This is a genomic window from Variovorax paradoxus, from assembly GCF_000834655.1.
In the GTDB taxonomy this organism is placed as follows: Bacteria; Pseudomonadota; Gammaproteobacteria; order Burkholderiales; family Burkholderiaceae_C; genus Variovorax; species Variovorax paradoxus_F.
Window position 1 is genome coordinate 40,578 of record NZ_JXQQ01000020.1, and the last position, 19,958, is coordinate 60,535.

Consider the following 19,958-nt stretch of genomic DNA (forward strand, 5'->3'; position numbering starts at 1 on the left):
CTGACTTCGAGTCAGTTGAAAGTCAAACGGATAAGGATTGCGCTTGTGCGGAACGTGGATTTCACCTGAAGGCGTCCTAGAGCTTCAGCCCCCAGGTGGCCCGGGCGCCCAGCGCCAGCACGCCGCCCACGACCCAGAACACGCCCGCAATGCCGATCAGGGCGCCCAGCGATCCGAACAGCATCGGCATCGCCACGCTCGAGGCATTGATGGTCATGAGCCGCAGCCCCAGCGCCTCGCCGTGCCGCGCGTGCGGCGTGATCTGGTGCAGCATGCTCATCACCATCGGCTGCACCGCGCCGAGCGCGAAACCCAGGATCACCGAGCACACGCCCATGGTCAGGGCGGAGTCGAGCAGCGGGTAGACCGCGAAAACGGAAGCGGTGACGATGGTGGAGCTCAGGATCACGCTGCGCTCGGAGGCGCGCGAGGCGATGAGCGGCAGCACCACGCGGATCGCGGCCGCCGCGATGGCGAACGCGCCGAGGATCGAGCCGATCACCGAGGCGCTGATGCCGCGGTCGTGGCCCAGCACGGGCAGCACGAAGGCGTGCACGTCCCAGCTGGACGACTGCAGCCAGTTCACGAACAGCAGGCGGCGGAACATCGGCTCGCGCAGCAGGTCCCAGGCGCGCGTGGGCGCGGCGCCGGGCGTCGGTGCGGTGCGCGGCGGCTCGTACGCACCGCGCGCGAGCATCCAGCAGAGGACCGGCAGGAAAGCCATTGCCGCGAAGCAGACGCGAAACGCCAGCATGTCCGCGGGCGCGCGGCCGGCGTGGTCGATCAGCATGCCGGCCAGGAAGGGGCCGACGAAATTGGCCACCGCAGGCGCGATCGCCAGCCAGCTGAACACGCGCTTGAGCTGCGTCGCATTGGTGGCCGAGCGGCCCACGTGCCGCTGCAGGGCGATGACGGTGGCACCCGTGGAGCCGCCGGTCAGCAGCGCCGCGATGCACATGACCGGAAAGATCGGAAACACCAGCACGAGCCCCGCGCCCACCGAAGCCGCGATCACCGACCACCAGAGCGGCCGCTTGAAGCCATGCCGGTCCGCGAAGCGCCCCGCCGGCAGCGCCAGGAACACCTGGGTCAGCGCGAACAGCGCGATCAGCACGCCGACCGCCGCTGCGCTGTAGCCCTGCTGCAGCGCCAGCAGCGGCGTGGCCAGCCGCATGCCGGCCATCGTGGCGTGCAGGCAGACCTGGGCGCCGATCACACGCAGCAGTTCGGAGCCTTTCACGGGGTGTCGTCGCCCTCGGAGTCGGTATTGGCGGAGGGAGGAAGCAGCACCTGCGCCTGTGCCTCGGGCAGCGCCTCGACCTTGCGCAGCGCCAGGCGCATCTGCTTGGCGCGCGTGTCGGCCTTGTCGAGCGTGTCGGAGGCCTTGGCCACCTGCTCCTTGATGCGCGCGACCCATTCGCCATAGCGCTCGAACTCGGTCTTGACCGCGCCCAGCACCTTCCACACCTCGGAGGCCTGCTGCTCCAGTGCGAGCGTGCGAAAGCCCATGTGCAGGCTGTTGAGCATGGCGAGCAAGGTGGTCGGGCCGGCCAGCGTCACGCGGTGCTGGCGCTGGATGGCGTCCATCAGCCCGGGCCGGCGCAGCACCTCGGCGTAGAGGCTCTCGACCGGCAGGAAAAGAATCGCGAAATCGGTGGTGTGCGGCGCAGCAAGGTAGTTCTCGGCGATCGAGCGGGCTTCCAGGCGGATGCGCGCTTCGAGCGCCTTGGCCGCGAGTTCGGCGGCGGGCGCGTCGGCGCGCTCGTGCGCGTCGATCAGGCGCTCGTAGTCGTCGCGCGGGAACTTGGCATCGATGGGCAGCCAGACCGGCGCACCGTCGTCGCCGCGGCCCGGAAAACGGATCGCGAAATCTACGCGCTGGCCGCTGCGCGGCTTGGTCTCGACCTGCTTGGCGTACTGCTCGGGCGTGAGCACCTGCTCGAGCAATGCCTCGAGCTGCACCTCGCCGAACACGCCGCGCGTCTTCACGTTGGTCAGCACGCGCTGCAGGCTGCCGACGCCGACGGCCAGCGTCTGCATTTCGCCCAGGCCCTTGTGCACCTGCTCGAGCCGGTCGGCCACCTGCTTGAAGCTCTCGCCCAGGCGCGCCTCGAGCGTGCTCTGCAGCTTCTCGTCGACGGTCTTGCGCATCTCGTCGAGCTTGGCGGTGTTGCTCTGCTGCAGTTGCGCAAGCTGCGTTTCCATCGTCGTGCGCACCTCGGCCAGGCGGCGCGCGTTCGATTCGCTCAGGCCCTGAAGCTGGGTGTTGAGCGTGTCGGCCAGCGACTTCTGCAGCGATGCAAGCTGCAGCGCGAAGGCATCGAGCTGTGCGTTCTGCGTGCGCGTGGCCTCGGCCCCCTGCTGCACCAGCGACTGCTGGAAGGTGGCGAAGGCCTGCGCGGTTTCCTGACGCATGCCGCGCGAGTTTTCGCCGATCTCGCGGCGCAGTTCGCGCTCGGTCCGCTCGTTGGCCGAGGCCAATGCGGCCAACGCCGCCAGCATCTCGCCGTGGTCCGGCTTGGGCTGCCGGCGCGCGAGCAGCCAGATCACCAGCACGAGCTGGACCGCCGCGAGCGCAGCCAGCGCGAGAAGAATCAATTCCGTCAGTTCCAAGGCGGTCGATGAATCCGGTGTTTACTTCGCGGGCGCGGGAACGGGCGTGACGGGCGTGAGCGGCCCCTTGCCGCTGAAGTAAGCGATGAGGTTGTCGGCCGCGAGATCGGCCATCGCGCGGCGCGTGGGCACGGTGGCACTCGCGATGTGCGGCGTGAGCACGACATTGGGCACGGTCAGCAGGTCGGGGTGGACCTTGGGCTCGCCCTCGAACACATCCAGGCCCGCCGCCGCGATGCGCTTCTCGCGCAGTGCCACGGCCAGCGCCGCGTCGTCGACGATGCCGCCGCGCGCGATGTTCACCAGCGTGGCGGTCGGCTTCATCAGCGCGATCTCGGCGGCGCCGATGGTGTGGTGCGAAGCGGGTGAGTACGGCACGACCAGCACGACGTGGTCGGCGGTCTTGAGCAGCTCTTCCTTGCTCACGTAGCTGGCCTTGCAGTCGGCTTCGAGCGTGGCATCGAGACGCGAGCGGTTGTGATAGATCACCTTCATGCCGAAGCCGTGCGCGCCGCGCTTGGCGATGCCCTGCCCGATGCGGCCCATGCCGATGATGCCGAGCGTGGCGCCGTGGATGTCGGAGCCCGCGAACATGTCGTAGCTCCACTTCTCCCACTTGCCGGCGCGCAGGAAATGCTCGCTCTCGGTGATGCGGCGTGCCGTGGCCATGAGCAGCGCGAAGCCGAAATCGGCCGTGGTCTCGGTCAGCACGTCGGGCGCGTTGGTGCCGAGCACGCCGTGCGCGGCCATCGCGTCGACGTCGAAGTTGTTGTAGCCCACGGCCATGTTGGCGCAGATCTTCAGGTCGGGGTTCGCGTCGAGCACCGCGGCGTCGATGCGCTCGCTGCCGGTGGTGAAGGCGCCCTGCTTGCCCTTGAGCCTGGCAATCAGCTGGTCCTTGCTCCAGCTCTCGTCGGACTGGTTCGACTCGACATCGAAATGCTGCGACAGGCGCTCGATGGTTTCGGGAAAGATCGCGCGCGCGACCAGGATCTTGGGCTTGTTCATGATGTGTGCACTCAACGGAAGAAGATGACGGTGGAAAGGACGAACAGCGGAACCAGGATGGCCACGGACCACGCCATGTAGCCGAAGAAACTCGGCATGCGCACGCCGCGGCTCTCGGCGATGGCCTTGACCATGAGATTGGGCGCGTTGCCGATGTAGGTGTTGGCGCCCATGAAGACGGCGCCCGCCGAGATGGCGGCGAGCGTGCTCGCGTAGGTGGTCATGAGCGCGGCCGGGTCCCCGCCCGCGGTGTTGAAGAACACGAGGTAGGTCGGCGCGTTGTCCAGGAACGAGCTGAGCACGCCGGTGGCCCAGAAGTACATCGCCGGGTCGGGCTGCCCATCGGCGCGCGTCACGGCCGAGACGATGGCGCCGAAGGGGCCTTGAGTGCCGGCCTTGAGCATCGCGATCACCGGGATGATGGTGAGGAAGATCCCCGCGAAGAGCTTGGCCACCTCGGCCATGGGCTCCCATTCGAACTGGTTGTCGGCGTGGACCTTGGGTGCGGTGAGCTTGTAGGAGACGATGGCGATCAGCACCAGCCCCAGGTCGCGCACGAGGCCCGGCAGGCCCACCTCGGTGCCGAACACGTCGAACTTCACCGGCGATTTCCAGAAGCCGCTGAGCAGGACCAGCGCGACCACGCCGCCGAGCAGCCAGAAGTTGGCGGCGCCGTCGAAGCCCACGCGCCGGGTCTCGGGCGTCGTGGGCGTCGGGTCGACCGGCAGCACGCCTTCCTTGCGGTAGTAGTGGCTGTCGATGGCATAGAACAGCCCCAGCAGCACGGCCAGGATGAAGAGCGTCTCGAAGAGGATGTTCTGCGCGGTCCAGAAGAAGCCCACGCCCTTGAGGAAGCCGAGGAACAGCGGCGGATCGCCCAGCGGCGTGAGCGCCCCCCCCGCGTTCGAGACGATGAAGATGAAGAACACGATCACATGCACCTTGTGCACGCGGTCGTCGTTAGCGCGGATGAGCGGGCGGATCAGCAGCATCGAGGCGCCGGTGGTTCCCATGAAGCTTGCGAGCACAGCGCCGATCGCGAGGATCGCGGTGTTGAGCCCCGGCGCGCCGCGCAGGTTGCCGCGAATGTGGATGCCCCCCGCCACGGTGAAAAGCGCCGTGAGCAGGATAATGAACGGGATGTACTCGGCCAACATCGCATGCACCAGCTGCACCCCCGCCAGACGCGCGCCGTAGATGGCGGCGAAGGGCAACAGGAAGGCCAGCGCCCAGGCTGTGGAAATCTTGCCGTAATGGTGGTGCCAGAACGACGGGGCCAGCAGCGGCAGCAGAGCGATCGACAGAAGGATGCCGGCGAACGGCACGCCCCACAGCGGCGAAAGCGAGGCACCATCGAAATCGGCAGCCGAAGCGAGCGCCGGAAAAAGCAGCGGCAGCGCCGCGGCTGCCGCGAGGCGAAGGGTTCTGTTCATGGGTGCCGTACCGTACCAGACCGAGGTCAGGCGGCCGGCTGCTCGATCTCGAACACCTGGCGCAGGTACGCAAGGTATTTTTCGTCCTCGCACATGTTCTTGGACGGCGTGTCCGACAGCTTGGCCACGGGCTGGCCGTTGCAGTGGATCATCTTGATGACGATCTGCAGCGGCTCGTAGCCCAGGTCGTTGGTGAGGTTGGTGCCGATGCCGAAGGCCAGCTGGCAGCGGCCGCGGAACTGCTGGTAGAGCTCGATGGTGCGCGGCACCGTGAGGCCGTCGCTGAAGATCAGCGTCTTTGTGAGCGGATCGACCCGGTTCGCCACGTAGTGCGCCAGCATGCGCTCGCCCCACTGGAACGGGTCGCCGCTGTCGTGGCGGGCGCCGTCGAAGAGCTTGCAGAAGTAAAGGTCGAAGTCGCGCAGGAACGCGCTCATGCCGTACACGTCGGACAGCGCGATGCCCAGGTCGCCGCGGTATTCGCGCGCCCAGCTCTCGAAGCCGAAGATCTGGCTGTCGCGCAGCCGCGGGCCGAGCGCCTGGCAGGCTTGAAGGTATTCGTGCGCCATGGTGCCCAGCGGGATGAGGCCCAGCTTCATGGCGTACAGCACGTTGCTGGTGCCCGCGAGCTGCGGCAGCCGGGCGCCCGGCTTGGCCTGCATCGGCGGCGGCGTGACGGCACCCAGGCGCGAGTTCAGGGTGCGCAGGACCTCTTCGTGCCAGTCTTTCGAGAAGCGGCGGCGTGTGCCGTAGTCGGCGATCTTCAGGTCCGCGAGGCCGGCGTCCTGCAGCTGGGCGATCTTGGTCTCCAGGCGGCGGCGGCCTTCCTCGAAGTCGGGCTTCTTCTGCGTGTTGCGGAAGTAGACCTCGTTGACGATGGCCAGCACCGGGATCTCGAACAGGATGGTGTGCAGCCACGGCCCCTGGATGCGGATCTCGAGCTCGCCCGAGGGCTGGGGAATGATGTTGATGTACTTCTCGTTGAGCCGGAAGAGCCCGAGGAAGTCGACGAAGTCGCTCTTGATGAAGCGCATGGACCTCAGGTAGGCCAGCTCCGCATCGCGGAACTGCAGCGAACAGAGGCTGCGCACCTCGTCGCGGATCTGGCCCGCGAACTGCGCCAGGTCGACGCCAGGGTTGCGGCACTTGAAGCGGTACTCGACCCGGGCGCCCGGGAAGTGATGCAGGACGACCTGCATCATCGTGAACTTGTAGAGGTCGGTGTCGAGCAGGCTGTGAATGATCATGGTCGTCGTCGGTGCGCGGTGTCTCAAACTTTTCGGCGTCCGCTCGATTATCACGGGCAGCGTCGGCCTCTGCCTACGGGGGCTGAACAGCACGTCCTACCGGCAGGGCGAATCGATGAAGAGACATTGTTTTCACGGCGGCGACAGAGCCCGCCGAATCAACCTCTCAAGGAGATTCGCAATGAACAAGGACACCATCGAAGGCAACTGGAAACAACTCAAGGGCAAGGTCAAGGAGCAATGGGGCAAGCTCACCGACGACGACTTCGACGTCATCGCCGGCAAGCGCGACCAGCTGCTCGGCCGCATCCAGGAACGCCACGGCATCAGCCGCGACGAAGCCGAAAAGCAGGTCAAGGACTGGGAAGCGCGCGACGGCCGCACGCCCGATGCCCTCTGGTACGAGAAGTACTGATCAATAGCGGCCAGCCGCCGGCTGGCCGGAAACAACCGAATTTCAACAACCTCGAAGGAAAACTCAAATGAAAAAACACCTGCTCATGCTCGCCCTCGCTTCTACCTGTTTCGTCGCCACGCAAGCCAGTGCGATGACCGGTGACGAACACAAGGTCGCCAAGGAAAAGATCGAGGCCGACTACAAGGTCGCCAAGGCCCAGTGCGACACGCTAAAGGACAACGCAAAGGATGTCTGCCAAAAGGAAGCCAAGGGCAAGGAAGACGTCGCCAAGGCTGAACTGGAGCAGCAATACAAGCCGAGCGATAGCAACGCCCGCAAGGTCGCTGAAGAAAAGGTGAAGGCCACCTACGAAGTCGCCAAGGAAAAGTGCGACGACCAGAACGGCGCGGCCAAGGATGCCTGCCAGAAGCAAGCCAAGGCTGACGAAGCCCAGGGCAAGGCCGAAGTCAAGGCCATGAAGAAGGCCATGTAAGGCACTGCGGTTCGATCGGTCGATCGGCCGCAATACAAAAGACAACGGCGCCCTCGGGCGTCGTTTTTCTTGTGGATCAGGCTTTCAGCGCGTCGACCACGCGCTGCAGCGCCTCTGGCAACGCCACCGGCCGCTGCGTCTCGCGGTCCACGTAGACATGAACGAAGTGGCCCTGCGCGGCCGCGGTGTCGGAGCCCTCGGCAAACAGCGCGATTTCATAGCGCACGCTCGAGCGCCCTGCCTGCGCCACACGGATACCGGCTTCCACCGTCTGCGGGAACGCGATCGGCGCGAAGTAATTGCACTGGGTCTCGACGACGAAGCCGATGGTCTGGCCCTGGTGAATGTCGAGCGCGCCGCGTTCGATGAGAAGCGCGTTCACTGCCGTATCGAACCAGCTGTAGTAGACGACGTTGTTGACGTGGCCGTACATGTCGTTGTCGGCCCAGCGTGTCGGGATGCTGCGGAACGCGCGGTAGCCGCTGCGGGAATTCGGGGTGGGTTTGGCGGCGGAGGAGCTCATCGCGCGGCATTTTGCCAGCGGCGCCAGTAGTCGAAGGCGACCCGGAAAGTGCCCAGTTGCACCTGCACGGTCTCCGCGATGTCGCTGGCGTAGCCGCCAGCCATGGCGAAGGCCACGGGGATGCGGCGCTGCCACGTCCAGTCGAACACGCGGCGGTCTCGCGCCTCCAGGCCGTCGAAGCTGAGTTTCAGGCGGCCGAGGCGGTCGCGCTCGAAGGGGTCGGCGCCGGCGAGGTAGATCACGAGGCCCGGGGAGAAACGGCGGTTGAGTTCGTCCAGCGCGTGCTCCAGCGCGGTGAGGTAGTCGGCGTCGCCGCAGCCGTCGGGCAGTTCGACGTCCAGGTCGCTGGCTTCCTTTCGGAACGGAAAGTTCTTCTGGCCGTGCATCGACAGCGTGAAGACGCTCGGGTCGTTGCGAAAGATGCTTGCCGTGCCGTTGCCCTGGTGGACGTCCAGGTCGATCACCGCCACTTTGAGTTGCCGGCAGGTGCGGCCGTGCTCGGCCTGCATCAGCCGTGCCGCCACCGCGGCATCGTTGAACACGCAGAAGCCGCTGCCCTTGTCGGCGTAGGCGTGGTGCGTGCCGCCGGCCATGTTGGCGGCAATGCCCCCCGAGAAAGCCGCCCGGCAGGCGGCGATGGTCGCGCCCGTGGAGCGGCGCGAGCGCTCGACCATCGCCTCGCTCCAGGGGAAGCCGATTTCGCGCATGGCCTGGGGGCTCACGCTGCCGTTGCTGATGGCGGCGATCCACTGCGGGGTGTGGGCCAAGGCCAGTTCGCCGTCGCTGGCGCGGGGGGCCTGGTCCGTCTCGACGGCGGGCAGGTGCTCCTCGAGGCGGTCGCGCAGCAATGCGTAGCGCGACATGGGGAAGCGATGCCCGGGTGGCAGGGGCAAGACGAACTGGCCGGAATAGAAGGCGCGCATGCCTGGCATTTTGCGGTGCGGGCCTGTTTTAGAAGGCGGCCTCTAGATTGCTGCAGAGCAGCAAAAACCCCTTGATCGCAAAACTCAGCTGCCTATACTTGAGGCCATGCTGCACCGCAACAAAGACGACGAGGCGCAGCGCAACGTGAATAGCCCACCATCCTTTCGGAGATCCCAAATGGCCCTGACCGCTGACCAAATCCTCGCCGCCCAAAAAGCAAACCTCGAAACCCTGTTCGGCCTGACCACCAAGGCTTTCGAAGGCGTCGAGAAGCTCGTCGAACTGAACGTGACCGCTTCGAAGGCTGCACTGGCCGAAGCCGCCGGCACCGCCCAAGCTGCCCTGAACGTCAAGGACGCGCAAGAACTGCTCACGCTGCAAGCCAGCCTGTTCCAGCCCCTGGCCGAAAAGACCGCCGCCTACAGCCGTCACCTGTACGACATCGCCCAAGGCACCGGCGCAGAATTCTCCAAGGCTTTCGAAGCCAAGGCCTCTGAAGCCCAGCAAGCCTTCGTCGGCCTGGTCGACAGCGCTTCCAAGAACGCACCGGCCGGTTCGGAAACCGCCGTCGCCGTCCTCAAGAGCGCCGTGGCTGCCGCCAACAATGCATTCGAATCGGTCCAGAAGGCTGTCAAGCAAGCCTCCGACGTCGCCGAAGCCAACTTCAACGCCGTGTCGACGCAAGCCGTCGCCGCCGCCAAGACGGCCACCGCTTCGCGCAAGCGCTAAGCACCGACCACCACCAGTTGTCTCCTTGGGTCCTCACGGATCCAATTCAGGGCCTCATCTTCGGATGAGGCCTTTTTTTATGCCTGTTGCTCGCTCCCAGGCTACGCGCACTACGTGTCGCTGCTCCTTCTCCCTACCGGGGGCAACACCTGAGGCCCGGCAAAGCCGGTTCCTCGGTGTTCCCGCATTTCCAGCTCTTCGATAATGGCCGGCTTATCTTCAGGAGACTTCAATGCAGATCGACGGCAAGGTTTTTATCGTGACCGGTGGCGCTTCGGGCCTCGGCGAAGGCGCGGCGCGCATGCTGGCCGCCAATGGCGGCAAGGTGGTGATCGCCGACATGCAGGCTGAAAAGGGCGAAGCCGTCGCCAAGGAGATCGGCGGTGTCTTCGTCAAGTGCGACGTGAGCCAGGAAGCCGATGGCCAGGCCGCGGTTGCAGCGGCCACGAAGCTCGGCAAGCTGGTTGGCCTCGTGAACTGCGCCGGCATTGCCCCGGCCGAGAAAACCGTGGGCAAGAACGGCCCCCACGCTCTGGCCGTGTTCAGCAAGACCGTCACGGTCAACCTGATCGGCAGCTTCAACATGATCCGCCTCGCGGCCGACGCGATGAGCAAGAACGAGCCAGAAGCCACCGGCGAACGCGGCGTGCTGATCTCGACCGCCTCGGTCGCCGCCTACGACGGCCAGATCGGCCAGGCTGCCTACAGCGCCTCCAAGGGCGGCGTGGTCGGCATGACCCTCCCCATCGCCCGCGACCTCGCGCGCAACGGCATCCGCAACATGACCATCGCCCCCGGCATCTTCGGCACGCCCATGCTCTTCGGCATGCCGCAGGAGGTGCAGGACGCGCTCGCGGCCAGCGTGCCCTTCCCGTCGCGCCTGGGCACGCCCGAGGACTACGCCAAGCTCGCCAAGCACATCATCGAGAACGACATGCTCAACGGCGAGGTGATTCGTCTGGACGGAGCGATTCGACTCCCTCCACGCTGACGCCAGGAACCGCGGGCGGAACTGCGGTGCTGCCCGTGCGGTCCAGCCGCTCGTACTGCGCGATCACCTGGGCGCCCAGCAACACCAGCGTGGCGGCGATCTCCAGGCTCAGCAGCACCACGATCGCCGTGGTGAGCGAGCCGTAGACCACGTTGACCTGCGACAGGGTCGAGAAGTACCAGATCAGCACCCGCCGCGTCGCCTCCCACAGCAGCGCGGCGGTAATGCCGCCGAGCAGCGCGTGGCGCAGCGACATCCGGCCGGCGGGCATCACGAGGTAGAGCGACGTCAGCATGAAGATCTCGCCACCCAGCCCCAGCAGGTACAGCAGCAGCCCCGAGACGCCCGAGAGCGACCAGTTGCGCCCGAACAGGTCGACGCTTTCCTGCCCCACCAGCTGCAGCGCGCCCGACACCAGCGTGACCAGCAGCAGCCCCACGCACAGGCACAGGATGTAGATGTACGGCATGGCCACCGAGACCAGGAAGTGGCGCTTGTGGTCGGCCTTTCGGTGGTGAAAGATCACCGCCATGGCGCTCTCCAGGATGCTGAAGGCCAGCGAGCTGAAGAAGATCATCGTCACCAGCAGCACCGGGCCCATCACGTCGCGATGGTCGAGAAAGCTCGACAGCTCGGTCACGATCGCCTTCGATTGCCCCGGCAACAGCCATTCGAGATACCGTCCGATGGTGCGCAGCAACTCGGCCTGGTCGATGATGTGCGAGATCACGATCACGCTCACGATCAGGAGCGGCACGATGGACAGCAACGCGTAATAAGCCACCGCGCCCGCGAGCAGCAACCCCTGGTTGGCGCGAAAGGCCTTCAGCGCGTCCCAGATGAATCGGAGCGGGTGCCGCAGCAGCGGCGCGGCGTGTTGCAATGGGTTGGGCGACGTCATGCGTTGGGAATCCGGATCGCAACCAGTATGCCGTCCCACCGCGGGAGGCCGGCCGCTTGCGTATGATTTGCCGCTCTTCGCCTACATGACCATCCCCGCTTCATTCATCCAGGAACTCATCGCGCGCGCCGATGTGGTCGAGATCGTCGGCCGTTATGTGCAGCTCAAGAAGGCCGGCGCCAATTTCATGGGGCTGTGCCCCTTCCACGGCGAGAAATCCCCCTCTTTCTCGGTCAGCCCGACCAAGCAGTTCTATCACTGCTTCGGCTGCGGGGTGCATGGCAACGCCATCGGTTTTCTCATGGAACACGCGGGCATGGGCTTCGTCGAGGCGGTGCACGACCTGGCCGGCCAGTACGGCCTGCAGGTGCCCGAAGACGACGCCTCCCCCGCCGAACGCGCCCGCGCCGCCAGCCAGCGCCAAAAACAGGCCACGCTAACCGACGTGCTCGAAAAAGCCGGCGAGTCGTACCGCAAGTCGCTGCGGCAGGCACCCGGCGCCATCGAATACCTCAAGGGCCGCGGCGTCTCCGGCGAAGTGGCCAAGCAATTCGGCATCGGCTATGCGCCCGCGGGATGGAGGGCGCTGGCCAGCGTGTTTCCCGACTACGACGATCCGCTGCTCGCAGAGAGCGGCCTGGTGATCGTCAACACCGAGGACGGCCAGCTGGAAGCGAGCGAAGCCAAGCGCTACGACCGTTTCCGCGACCGCGTGATGTTCCCGATCCGCAACGTCAAGGGCGAATGCATCGGCTTCGGCGGGCGCGTGCTCGGCGACGAAAAGCCCAAGTACCTGAATTCGCCCGAGACGCCCGTTTTCAGCAAGGGCCGCGAGCTCTACGGCCTCTACGAGGCGCGCGCCGCCTTCCGCGACCGCGGCTATGCGCTCGTCACCGAGGGCTACATGGACGTGGTCGCCCTCGCCCAGCTCGGTTTTCCGAACGCGGTGGCTACGCTCGGCACCGCCTGCACGACCGAGCACGTGCAGAAGCTCTTCCGCTTCACCGAATCGGTGGTGTTCAGCTTCGACGGCGACGCCGCCGGCCGACGCGCCGCGCGCAAGGCCCTGGACGGCGCCCTGCCCTATGCCACCGACGTGCGCAGCATCAAGTTCCTTTTCCTGCCGGCCGAGCATGACCCCGACAGCTTCATCCGCGAACACGGCGCGGACGCCTTCGCCCGATTCGTGACCGAGGCCACGCCGCTGTCACGCTTCATGCTCGAAGCTGCCCGCGAAGGCTGCGACCTGACCGCCGCCGAGGGCCGCGCCCACATGACGAGCAACGTGCGCCCGCTATGGAGCGCCATGCCCGATGGCGCGCTCAAGCGGCAACTGCTCAGCGAGATCGCCACGCTCGTGCAGCTCGATGCAGCGGCGCTCTCGGACCTCTGGGCCTCCACGCCCGGTCCGCGCAAGGCGGCCGCCCCGCCTGCACCGCGCTACAGCGAGTCCAACGGCGACGGCGGGGACTACCCGGACATGCCGCCGCCCATGGAGTACGAAGCGCCGCGCTATGAAACCGATAGCAAGCCGCGCAAGTTCGTCAAGGGCAAGCGCTGGGGCGGCAAGTTCGAAGAGCCCATCGAGCCGCTGCGCGGACGCGGCAAGCCGCCGAGCCGGCCCGATGTGGCGGTGCGGCTGCTGCTCTCGAACATGGCGCAATGGGATGCGCTCTCGCACGAGCTGCACCTCATGCTGTGCGACCTGCCCGGCACGCACGGGGCGCTCTTTACATGGCTCGACAGCCAGTTGCACGAGCACGGTGTGCAGCCCTGGGCGGCGCTGCGAGAAGGCATGCGCGGGCTGGATTTCGAATCGCTCGCCGAGCGGCTCATGAACGTCGCCGATGCGGCGCCGGTGCCCGAGGGCGAGGAAGAAGAGCACCTCGCAGATGCGGCCAAGGAGCTTTCGAGCGTGCTCGACTTCATGCTCGACGACCGGCTCAAGGCCCAGCAAAGCGAAGCCATTGCCGCGGTCGGAAAAGACCCGAAAGCGCTGGAGCGCTACAAGGCGCTCGAAGCACGGCGGCTGGAATTGCGCAACCGGCTGAGTCCGCGCGGTTCAGAAACTGCTTGAAATTTGTGCAATACGCTATAATGTAGGGCTTCGCAACTGGCGAAATCAGACAAGAGCGACAGCAGCACCTCCGGGCCGACCCCTAGCGCAACGCACTCCAACGGTAAATTCCGGCGGAAAGGGTCAATAACCGCAAGGACTGCACACCAAATGTTCGCCCGACATCTTGTCTGCTGAGGAATTAATTCCTCGTTCCCAATTGTTTTATGTCCGTGCCTGTGCGCGGGCTGTGGTGGCGCTGCCCGAATGGCAGTGCGCCTGTGATTTCCGCTTGTCCATTCTTGTCGTAACGAGGTCGTATGCCCAGTTCAAAGAAGCCTGCTATTTCACTTGCCAAAAGCGTCGCCAAAAAGCCTGTAGCAGAGAAACCGTTGAAAGCCGGCAAGACGCCGGCATCTAAGACGGGTGCCGCCGCGTCCAAATCGGCGCCCGCAACGAAAGTGAAAACCGTGCCCACGAAAACGACCACCCTCGACGATCCCAAGAAAGTCGCCGCTCCCGCTGCCAAGAAAGTCGGCCGTCCGCCCAAGGCTGCCGGTGCCGCCGCACCTGCCACCGGCGCCAAGCGCGGCCGCAAGCCCAAGGCCGGCAACGACGCGCCCGAGAGCGATGTCGACCTGTCGGACATCGAGGAAGACCTGGCCGGCGACGAGCCGGCGGTCGCCACGACCACCGAAGAAAAGGTCAAGCCGCTGCGCATGAAGATCAGCAAGGCGAAGGAACGCGCCTTGATGAAGGAGTTCGGCCTCGACGAGACCGTGCTCTCCGAAGAAGACCTGGCCAAGCGCCGTTCGCGCCTGAAGACCCTGATCACGCTGGGCAAGACCCGCGGCTACCTCACGCACGGCGAAATTTCCGACCACCTGCCCGACAAGCTGGTCGACGCCGAGACCATGGAAGTCGTGGTCACCATGCTCAACGACATGGGCGTGGCGGTGTACGAGCAGACGCCCGACGCCGAAACCCTGCTGCTGAACAACACCGCGCCCACCGCCACCACGGTGGAAGAAGCCGAGGAAGAAGCCGAAGCGGCGCTCTCCACGGTGGACAGCGAATTCGGCCGCACCACCGACCCGGTCCGCATGTACATGCGCGAAATGGGCACGGTCGAGCTGCTGACGCGCGAAGGCGAAATCGAAATCGCCAAGCGCATCGAAGGCGGCCTGATGGCCATGATGGAAGCCATTTCGGCCTCTCCCGCCACCATCGCCGAAATCCTGCGCCTGGCCGCCGAGATCCGCGAAGGCAAGGTCGTCATCTCCACCATCGTGGACGGCTTCTCGAATCCCAACGAGGCCGACGACTACGTGGCCGAAGAAGACTTCGACGAATTCGACGAAGAAGACGACGACGACGGCAAGGGCGGCTCCAAGGCGCTCACCAAGAAGCTCGAAGAACTCAAGCGCGACGCGCTGGAGCGTTTCGACCGCATCGCCGGCATGTTCGAGAAGGTCCACAAGATCTACGACAAGGAAGGCTACGGCACGCCCGCGTACGTCAAGGCCCAGGAGGCCCTGTCCGAAGAGCTGATGACCATCCGCTTCACGGCCAAGACCATCGAGAAGCTGTGCGACCTGGTACGCACGCAGGTGGACGACGTTCGCAAGAAGGAACGCGAACTGCGCCGCATCATCGTGGACAAGTGCGGCTTCCCGCAGGACGAGTTCATCCGCGACTTCAGCGGCTACGACAAGAACGGCAATCGCATCGCGTCGAACCTCCTGAACCTCAAGTGGGTCGAGAAGCAGGCCGCCGCCGGCAAGCCCTGGAGCGCCGTGCTCGCGCGCAACATTCCGCCGGTGCAGGAACTGCAGCAGCGCCTGACCGACATCCAGTCGCGCGTGGTGGTGCCGCTCACGCAGTTGAAGGACATCAACAAGCGCATGAACGAAGGCGAATCGTCTTCGCGCGATGCCAAGAAGGAAATGATCGAGGCCAACCTGCGTCTCGTGATCTCCATCGCCAAGAAGTACACCAACCGCGGCCTGCAGTTCCTCGACCTGATCCAGGAAGGCAACATCGGCCTCATGAAGGCGGTGGACAAGTTCGAATACCGTCGCGGCTACAAATTCTCGACGTACGCCACGTGGTGGATTCGCCAGGCGATCACCCGCTCGATCGCCGACCAGGCCCGCACCATCCGCATCCCGGTGCACATGATCGAGACGATCAACAAGATGAACCGCATCTCGCGCCAGCATCTGCAGGAGTTCGGCTTCGAGCCCGACGCCGGCATCCTGGCCGCCAAGATGGAGATCCCGGAAGACAAGATCCGCAAGATCATGAAGATCGCCAAGGAGCCGATCTCGATGGAAACCCCCATCGGCGACGACGACGATTCGCACCTGGGCGACTTCATCGAGGACAGCAGCAACACGGCCCCCATCGAGGCCGCGATGCAGGCAGGTCTTCGCGACGTGGTGAAAGACATCCTCGACTCCCTCACGCCGCGCGAAGCCAAGGTGCTGCGCATGCGCTTCGGCATCGAGATGTCGACCGACCACACGCTGGAAGAAGTCGGCAAGCAGTTCGACGTGACCCGCGAGCGCATTCGCCAGATCGAGGCGAAGGCGCTGCGCAAGCTCAAGCACCCGTCGCGTTCGGACAAGCTGCGCAGCTTCATCGACACGCTGTAAGGCTGGCGTTTTCCGGCACCCGCAGAGGTGCCGGCATCGCCCGAAAAAAAGGCCCTGAACCGCACGCGCGGTTCAGGGCCTTTTTCTTTGGCCATTGCGCCGCTTCAGAGCGCCGCGAGCCCCTCCACCAGCGCTTCGCGGTCCAGCTTGCGCTGCTCGCCGCGCGACCACGAAAAGATGTCGTAGCCGTTGCTGTAGAGCACGGCGCCGTCCGGGGCGAGATCGAAGTGCGCCACGTGCGAGGCGACCACGCGCGGGCTCGCGCGGCGGCCTTCCTGCGCGATCAGCTGCCACGATCCCGGCACCAGGTTGCCCGCGTATTGCGGGTCATTGCGCACCTTCGACAGCTCGATCATCCGGCCGTGCAGCCACAACTGGCCCAGGTCCTGGTCGAGCTCCGGCGTGCGCGGGCCGCCGGCCGAGCGCAGCGGCTCCTTGCCGTAGATCATCGAGAAGAAGTTGAGATAGCCGAAGACCGCCTTGCCCAGGCGCAGCGGCATCATCAGCGTGTCCTTGATCGCGCCGCCGGCGCGCTCGTGCGCGGGCTTCTCCACCGGCCGGCGGATGGCATAGAGCGTGCCGTCAGCCGCGATGCGCGGAACGATGTAGTCCCACTCGGGGTCGTCGAGCAGGCTGTCCATCTCGGCGCTCTTGTAGTCGAGCCAGTTCACCGTCGAATGCGCCATCGCGACGACGACACCGCTCTCGGCATGCCGCGCCACGCCGCACGACTGGTACACCAACGTCGAGGTCGCGCCCGGCATCGCAGCCGGCGCCGCGTCCAGACTGTCGCCGCCGGTGATCGCGCCCTTGGCATTGCCCTCTTCGTCGAACACCTCCAGCTGCGCGGTACCGTCGGGTTGCCCCACGGCCAGCACCAGGTGGCGGGTCTCGGGCACGTAGGCCATGCCGAGAATCGGCGTGTGCTGCCGATGGAAAAGGCGTACCTCGCGCTTCTCGTCCAGCTCGTAGCGGAACAGGCCGATGCTGCGTCCCACGCTCAGCACGTAATAGATGGTGCGCGGGCCGCCGCGGCAGACGTGCTGGAAGCGCGCCGGCGCCATCGCGCCGCCCGGGCCACCCCGGCCCCACAGCGCGGCGCCCGAGAGCATGCCCTTGGACTCCTCGCGCTCGGCATGCTTCCAGGAGGTGGTGCGGCGGCTGTTGGCTTCGCGCTGGATCAGCTCGCGCGCAAACGGCGATTCGATCTGCACCGGTGCGGCTCCGCCACCGCGCAGCCACAGCTCGCCACGGGTGATCGACAGAAACTCCTGACTCATTCCTCGTCCCTTCTTTTCTTCAATGCACGCAGGCGCGCAGTTTAGTGGGCGGGCAGTTCGGCAACCGCCTGGCACGTCTGCTACGCTCGCACTCTTTCGGTGCGTGCCTCGCGCGCCCTTTCTCCTCTCCCGTCCAACCCATGAATCCCGACGCCGACAAACTCTGGCAGGCCCCGCGTTGGGCGCTGGCCGTCCTGCTCGCGGTGCTCGGCATGCTCGGGCCCTTCTCCATCGACACCTACATCCCGGCCTTCTCGGGCATCGCGCGCTCCATCGGCGCGACGCCGGCCGAGATGCAGCAGACGCTCTCGGCCTACCTATTCGGCTTTGCGTTCATGAACCTGTTCCACGGCGCGCTGTCGGACAGCTTCGGCCGCCGGCCCGTGGTGCTGTGGGGCCTCGCAGTATTCACCATCGCCTCGCTGGGCTGCGCGCTCTCGCAGAACATCACGCAGCTGGTGCTGTTCCGCGGGCTGCAGGGCCTCTCGACCGGCGCGGGCATCGTGGTCTCGCGCGCGGTGATCCGCGACATGTTCCCGCCCGCCGAGGCGCAGCGCGTGATGAGCCAGGTGACGATCTACTTCGGCGTGGCGCCGGCCATCGCGCCGATCATCGGCGGCTTCCTCTTCGTGCATGCGGGCTGGCACGCGGTGTTCTGGTTCCTCGTGGCCGTGGGCGTGGTGCTGTTCGTGGCCAACTACAAGCTGCTGCCCGAGACGCTGCATCCCTCGCACCGCCAGTCGTTCCACGTGCGGCACCTGATGCGCGGCTACTGGGACCTGTGCTCCGACCCGCGCTTTTTGCTGCTCGCGCTCGCAAGCGGCGTGCCCTTCAACGGCATGTTCCTCTACGTGCTGGCCGCGCCCGCATTTCTTGGCGACCACCTCGCGCTGCAGCCGCAGCAATTCTTCTGGTTCTTCCTGCTCACCATCGGCGGCATCATGCTCGGCGCGCGCGCCAGCGGCCGCATGGCCGGCAAGGTGACGCCCAAGCGGCAGATCCGCGACGGCTTCCTCATCATGCTGGTGACCTCGGTGGTCAACGTGGTGGCCAACTTCTTCTTCGACGCGCACGTGGCATGGGCGCTGTGGCCGCTCGCGGTGTTCGCCTTCGGCTGGGCGCTGATGGTGCCGGTGGTCACGCTGCTGGTGCTCGACCTGCACCCCGAGCGCCGCGGCATGGCCTCGTCGCTGCAGGCGGTGATCGGCTCGACCGCCAACGGCGTTGTCGCGGGCGCCATCGCACCGCTGGTGATGCATTCCACACTGGCCCTGGCAGTCACCTCCACGCTGATGCTGGGCATCGGCCTCGTGGCCTGGGTCTGGCTGCACGGCCGCTGGCCCGAGATCGGCCGCAGCCTCGCCAACGAAACCTGAGAAGGTGTGAACGAATCCGCCATGCCCGCTCATCCCGCCCAGACACACCCGCTCGGCGTTGCAAATACTCGCCATAGCCCGAGCTATGGCTGCGCTTTGCGCCTTGATCGGGCGCGCCTGGGCGGGCTGCCCGGGCACGCCGAATTCATTCACACCTTCTGAAGGAACGGCGCGATGCGGCTCTCCGCGGTTCTCGCCCATGCACGCGCCTGGTTGCCGGGCCGCACCACCGTCGACAGGCGCGAGCGCCTGCGCGCCGTGTGCGGCGCCGCCATCGGCCTTTTCGTCACCGCGGTGCTGTGCCGCTGGCTGGCCGGCCCACTTGCCGGCGTGCTGGGCAGCGCCGTCTGGCTGATCGCGCCGCTGGGCGCGAGCGCGGTGCTGGTGTTCGCGGTGCCCGCGAGCCCGCTCGCGCAGCCCTGGTCGGTGATCGGCGGCAACACGCTCTCAGCCGTGGTCGGCATCGCCTGCGCGAGCTTCATTCCCGACCCGGCCCTGGCCGCCGCGATCGCGGTGGCAGGCGCGATCGGCGTGATGTTCTTCGCGCGCTGCCTGCACCCGCCGGGCGGGGCGGCGGCGCTGCTCGCGGTGCTCACGCACACCACGCATTTCTCGTCGGCGCTCTTTCCGTTCTTCACCAACTCGCTGCTGCTGGTGCTGGCCGGCGTGGCCTACAACTCGTTGACCGGCCGGCGTTATCCGCATGTGCAGTTGGCGCAACCGCCGCGCGCCGATGCCCGCTTCAGCCAGGCCGACATCGACGCGGTGCTCGCCCGCTACAACCAGGTGCTGGACATCAGCCGCGACGACCTCGAATCGCTGATCCAGCAGACCGAGCTCGAGTCGTACAAGCGGCGCCTGGGCACGCTCGATTGCGGCGACATCATGTCGCCCCACCCGATCTCGGTGGAGTTCGGAACGCCGCTGCAGGAGGCCTGGGCGCTGATGCACGAGAAGCGCATCAAGGCGCTGCCGGTCACCGACCGCACGCGCCGCGTGGTGGGCATCGTCACGCAGGCCGACTTCTTCCGCCAGCTCGACCTGCAGAACCACGAAGGCATCGCGGGCCGACTGCGCGACCTGATCCGCGCCACGCGCACCGTGGTCTCGAACAAGCCCGAGGTGGTTGGCCAGATCATGACGCGCCAGGTGCGCGTGGCCAGTGCCGACCGGCCGGTGGTCGACCTCGTGCCGCTTTTCTCCGAAGGCGGCCACCACCATATCCCCATCATCGATGGTGAAAAGCGTCTCACCGGCATGATCACTCAGTCGGATTTCGTGCGCGCCCTCTACCGTGCCGTGCGGCCGGAGAACTGAAACCCCTTTTTGT

The 19,958-nt window shown here is 66.1% G+C and carries 17 protein-coding genes; 8 read left to right on the forward strand and 9 right to left on the reverse strand.

Features of this window, described 5'->3' with window-relative positions:
- Positions 1 to 76: 76 nt before the first annotated feature.
- From RT97_RS09440 to pncB, 5 genes are read right to left on the reverse strand one after another with little or no spacing between them, the layout of a single operon-like run.
- A complete protein-coding gene (locus RT97_RS09440; protein WP_042578524.1) occupies positions 77 to 1,240 on the reverse strand; it encodes an MFS transporter in 1,164 nt (387 codons plus the stop codon).
- A complete protein-coding gene (locus RT97_RS09445) occupies positions 1,237 to 2,607 on the reverse strand; it encodes a DNA recombination protein RmuC (protein ID WP_042578639.1) in 1,371 nt (456 codons plus the stop codon). Before RT97_RS09445 ends, RT97_RS09440 begins: the two co-directional genes overlap by 4 nt.
- A gap of 27 nt (positions 2,608 to 2,634) precedes the next feature.
- Positions 2,635 to 3,621: a 2-hydroxyacid dehydrogenase gene (locus RT97_RS09450; protein WP_042578525.1), complete on the reverse strand. Its 987-nt coding sequence runs from the start codon at positions 3,619 to 3,621 to the stop codon at positions 2,635 to 2,637.
- Between the two features lie 11 nt (positions 3,622 to 3,632).
- Positions 3,633 to 5,054: a sodium:proton antiporter gene (locus RT97_RS09455; RefSeq protein ID WP_042578526.1), complete on the reverse strand. Its 1,422-nt coding sequence runs from the start codon at positions 5,052 to 5,054 to the stop codon at positions 3,633 to 3,635.
- Positions 5,055 to 5,080: 26 nt separating this feature from the next.
- Positions 5,081 to 6,301 (reverse strand): nicotinate phosphoribosyltransferase, encoded by a 1,221-nt coding sequence (pncB, locus tag RT97_RS09460; RefSeq protein WP_042578527.1) that lies wholly within the window; start codon positions 6,299 to 6,301, stop codon positions 5,081 to 5,083.
- Positions 6,302 to 6,482: 181 nt separating this feature from the next.
- On the opposite strand from pncB, the gene RT97_RS09465 reads away from it, so the two are divergent.
- Positions 6,483 to 6,716, forward strand: a complete 234-nt coding sequence (locus tag RT97_RS09465) for a CsbD family protein (protein ID WP_042578528.1) — start codon at positions 6,483 to 6,485, stop codon at positions 6,714 to 6,716.
- Positions 6,717 to 6,783: 67 nt separating this feature from the next.
- Complete coding sequence (locus RT97_RS09470) at positions 6,784 to 7,191, forward strand: hypothetical protein (RefSeq protein ID WP_042578529.1); 408 nt, start codon at positions 6,784 to 6,786, stop codon at positions 7,189 to 7,191.
- 76 nt (positions 7,192 to 7,267) lie between these two features.
- Here the strand turns inward: RT97_RS09470 and RT97_RS09475 are convergent, their stop codons facing one another.
- Positions 7,268 to 7,714: an acyl-CoA thioesterase gene (locus RT97_RS09475; protein WP_042578530.1), complete on the reverse strand. Its 447-nt coding sequence runs from the start codon at positions 7,712 to 7,714 to the stop codon at positions 7,268 to 7,270.
- Positions 7,711 to 8,646 (reverse strand): histone deacetylase family protein, encoded by a 936-nt coding sequence (locus RT97_RS09480; protein ID WP_042578531.1) that lies wholly within the window; start codon positions 8,644 to 8,646, stop codon positions 7,711 to 7,713. The genes RT97_RS09475 and RT97_RS09480 overlap by 4 nt, the downstream gene beginning before the upstream one ends.
- A gap of 169 nt (positions 8,647 to 8,815) precedes the next feature.
- On the opposite strand from RT97_RS09480, the gene RT97_RS09485 reads away from it, so the two are divergent.
- Both RT97_RS09485 and RT97_RS09490 read left to right on the forward strand, forming a co-directional pair.
- On the forward strand, positions 8,816 to 9,367 hold the full coding sequence (locus tag RT97_RS09485) for a phasin family protein (RefSeq protein WP_013540389.1): 552 nt from the start codon (positions 8,816 to 8,818) through the stop codon (positions 9,365 to 9,367).
- Positions 9,368 to 9,599: 232 nt separating this feature from the next.
- Positions 9,600 to 10,358 carry a 3-hydroxyacyl-CoA dehydrogenase gene (locus tag RT97_RS09490; protein WP_042578532.1) on the forward strand — a complete coding sequence of 253 codons (759 nt, stop codon included), beginning with the start codon at positions 9,600 to 9,602 and terminating at the stop codon, positions 10,356 to 10,358.
- Here RT97_RS09490 and RT97_RS09495 read toward each other — a convergent pair.
- Positions 10,306 to 11,259, reverse strand: a complete 954-nt coding sequence (locus tag RT97_RS09495; protein WP_042578533.1) for a YihY/virulence factor BrkB family protein — start codon at positions 11,257 to 11,259, stop codon at positions 10,306 to 10,308. The two genes, RT97_RS09490 and RT97_RS09495, sit on opposite strands and share 53 nt — an antisense overlap.
- A gap of 85 nt (positions 11,260 to 11,344) precedes the next feature.
- Here RT97_RS09495 and dnaG point away from each other — a divergent pair, with 85 nt between their 5' ends.
- Together dnaG and rpoD are read left to right on the forward strand one after the other, a co-directional pair.
- Positions 11,345 to 13,336: a DNA primase gene (gene dnaG / locus RT97_RS09500; protein WP_042578640.1), complete on the forward strand. Its 1,992-nt coding sequence runs from the start codon at positions 11,345 to 11,347 to the stop codon at positions 13,334 to 13,336.
- A 299-nt stretch (positions 13,337 to 13,635) separates the two neighbouring features.
- Complete coding sequence (gene rpoD / locus RT97_RS09505; RefSeq protein WP_042578534.1) at positions 13,636 to 15,972, forward strand: RNA polymerase sigma factor RpoD; 2,337 nt, start codon at positions 13,636 to 13,638, stop codon at positions 15,970 to 15,972.
- A 104-nt stretch (positions 15,973 to 16,076) separates the two neighbouring features.
- Here the strand turns inward: rpoD and RT97_RS09510 are convergent, their stop codons facing one another.
- Positions 16,077 to 17,252 (reverse strand): hypothetical protein, encoded by a 1,176-nt coding sequence (locus tag RT97_RS09510; protein ID WP_042578535.1) that lies wholly within the window; start codon positions 17,250 to 17,252, stop codon positions 16,077 to 16,079.
- 140 nt (positions 17,253 to 17,392) lie between these two features.
- Between RT97_RS09510 and RT97_RS09515 the strand changes: the two genes are divergently transcribed.
- Positions 17,393 to 18,628, forward strand: a complete 1,236-nt coding sequence (locus tag RT97_RS09515) for a multidrug effflux MFS transporter (RefSeq protein ID WP_042578536.1) — start codon at positions 17,393 to 17,395, stop codon at positions 18,626 to 18,628.
- Between the two features lie 174 nt (positions 18,629 to 18,802).
- Complete coding sequence (locus RT97_RS09520) at positions 18,803 to 19,945, forward strand: HPP family protein (RefSeq protein WP_042578537.1); 1,143 nt, start codon at positions 18,803 to 18,805, stop codon at positions 19,943 to 19,945.
- Positions 19,946 to 19,958: the final 13 nt, after the last annotated feature.

Bases quoted from the DNA above. Each gene is read 5' to 3' on its own strand.
- RT97_RS09490 (WP_042578532.1), top strand. From the start codon at position 9,600: ATGCAGATCGACGGCAAGGTTTTTATCGTGACCGGTGGCGCTTCGGGC.
- RT97_RS09495 (WP_042578533.1), bottom strand. From the start codon at position 11,259: ATGACGTCGCCCAACCCATTGCAACACGCCGCGCCGCTGCTGCGGCAC.
- rpoD (WP_042578534.1), top strand. From the start codon at position 13,636: ATGCCCAGTTCAAAGAAGCCTGCTATTTCACTTGCCAAAAGCGTCGCC.
- RT97_RS09475 (WP_042578530.1), bottom strand. From the start codon at position 7,714: ATGAGCTCCTCCGCCGCCAAACCCACCCCGAATTCCCGCAGCGGCTAC.
- pncB (WP_042578527.1), bottom strand. From the start codon at position 6,301: ATGATCATTCACAGCCTGCTCGACACCGACCTCTACAAGTTCACGATG.
- RT97_RS09520 (WP_042578537.1), top strand. From the start codon at position 18,803: ATGCGGCTCTCCGCGGTTCTCGCCCATGCACGCGCCTGGTTGCCGGGC.
- RT97_RS09455 (WP_042578526.1), bottom strand. From the start codon at position 5,054: ATGAACAGAACCCTTCGCCTCGCGGCAGCCGCGGCGCTGCCGCTGCTT.
- RT97_RS09485 (WP_013540389.1), top strand. From the start codon at position 8,816: ATGGCCCTGACCGCTGACCAAATCCTCGCCGCCCAAAAAGCAAACCTC.
- RT97_RS09450 (WP_042578525.1), bottom strand. From the start codon at position 3,621: ATGAACAAGCCCAAGATCCTGGTCGCGCGCGCGATCTTTCCCGAAACC.
- RT97_RS09510 (WP_042578535.1), bottom strand. From the start codon at position 17,252: ATGAGTCAGGAGTTTCTGTCGATCACCCGTGGCGAGCTGTGGCTGCGC.
- RT97_RS09465 (WP_042578528.1), top strand. From the start codon at position 6,483: ATGAACAAGGACACCATCGAAGGCAACTGGAAACAACTCAAGGGCAAG.
- RT97_RS09470 (WP_042578529.1), top strand. From the start codon at position 6,784: ATGAAAAAACACCTGCTCATGCTCGCCCTCGCTTCTACCTGTTTCGTC.
- RT97_RS09480 (WP_042578531.1), bottom strand. From the start codon at position 8,646: ATGCCAGGCATGCGCGCCTTCTATTCCGGCCAGTTCGTCTTGCCCCTG.
- RT97_RS09515 (WP_042578536.1), top strand. From the start codon at position 17,393: ATGAATCCCGACGCCGACAAACTCTGGCAGGCCCCGCGTTGGGCGCTG.
- dnaG (WP_042578640.1), top strand. From the start codon at position 11,345: ATGACCATCCCCGCTTCATTCATCCAGGAACTCATCGCGCGCGCCGAT.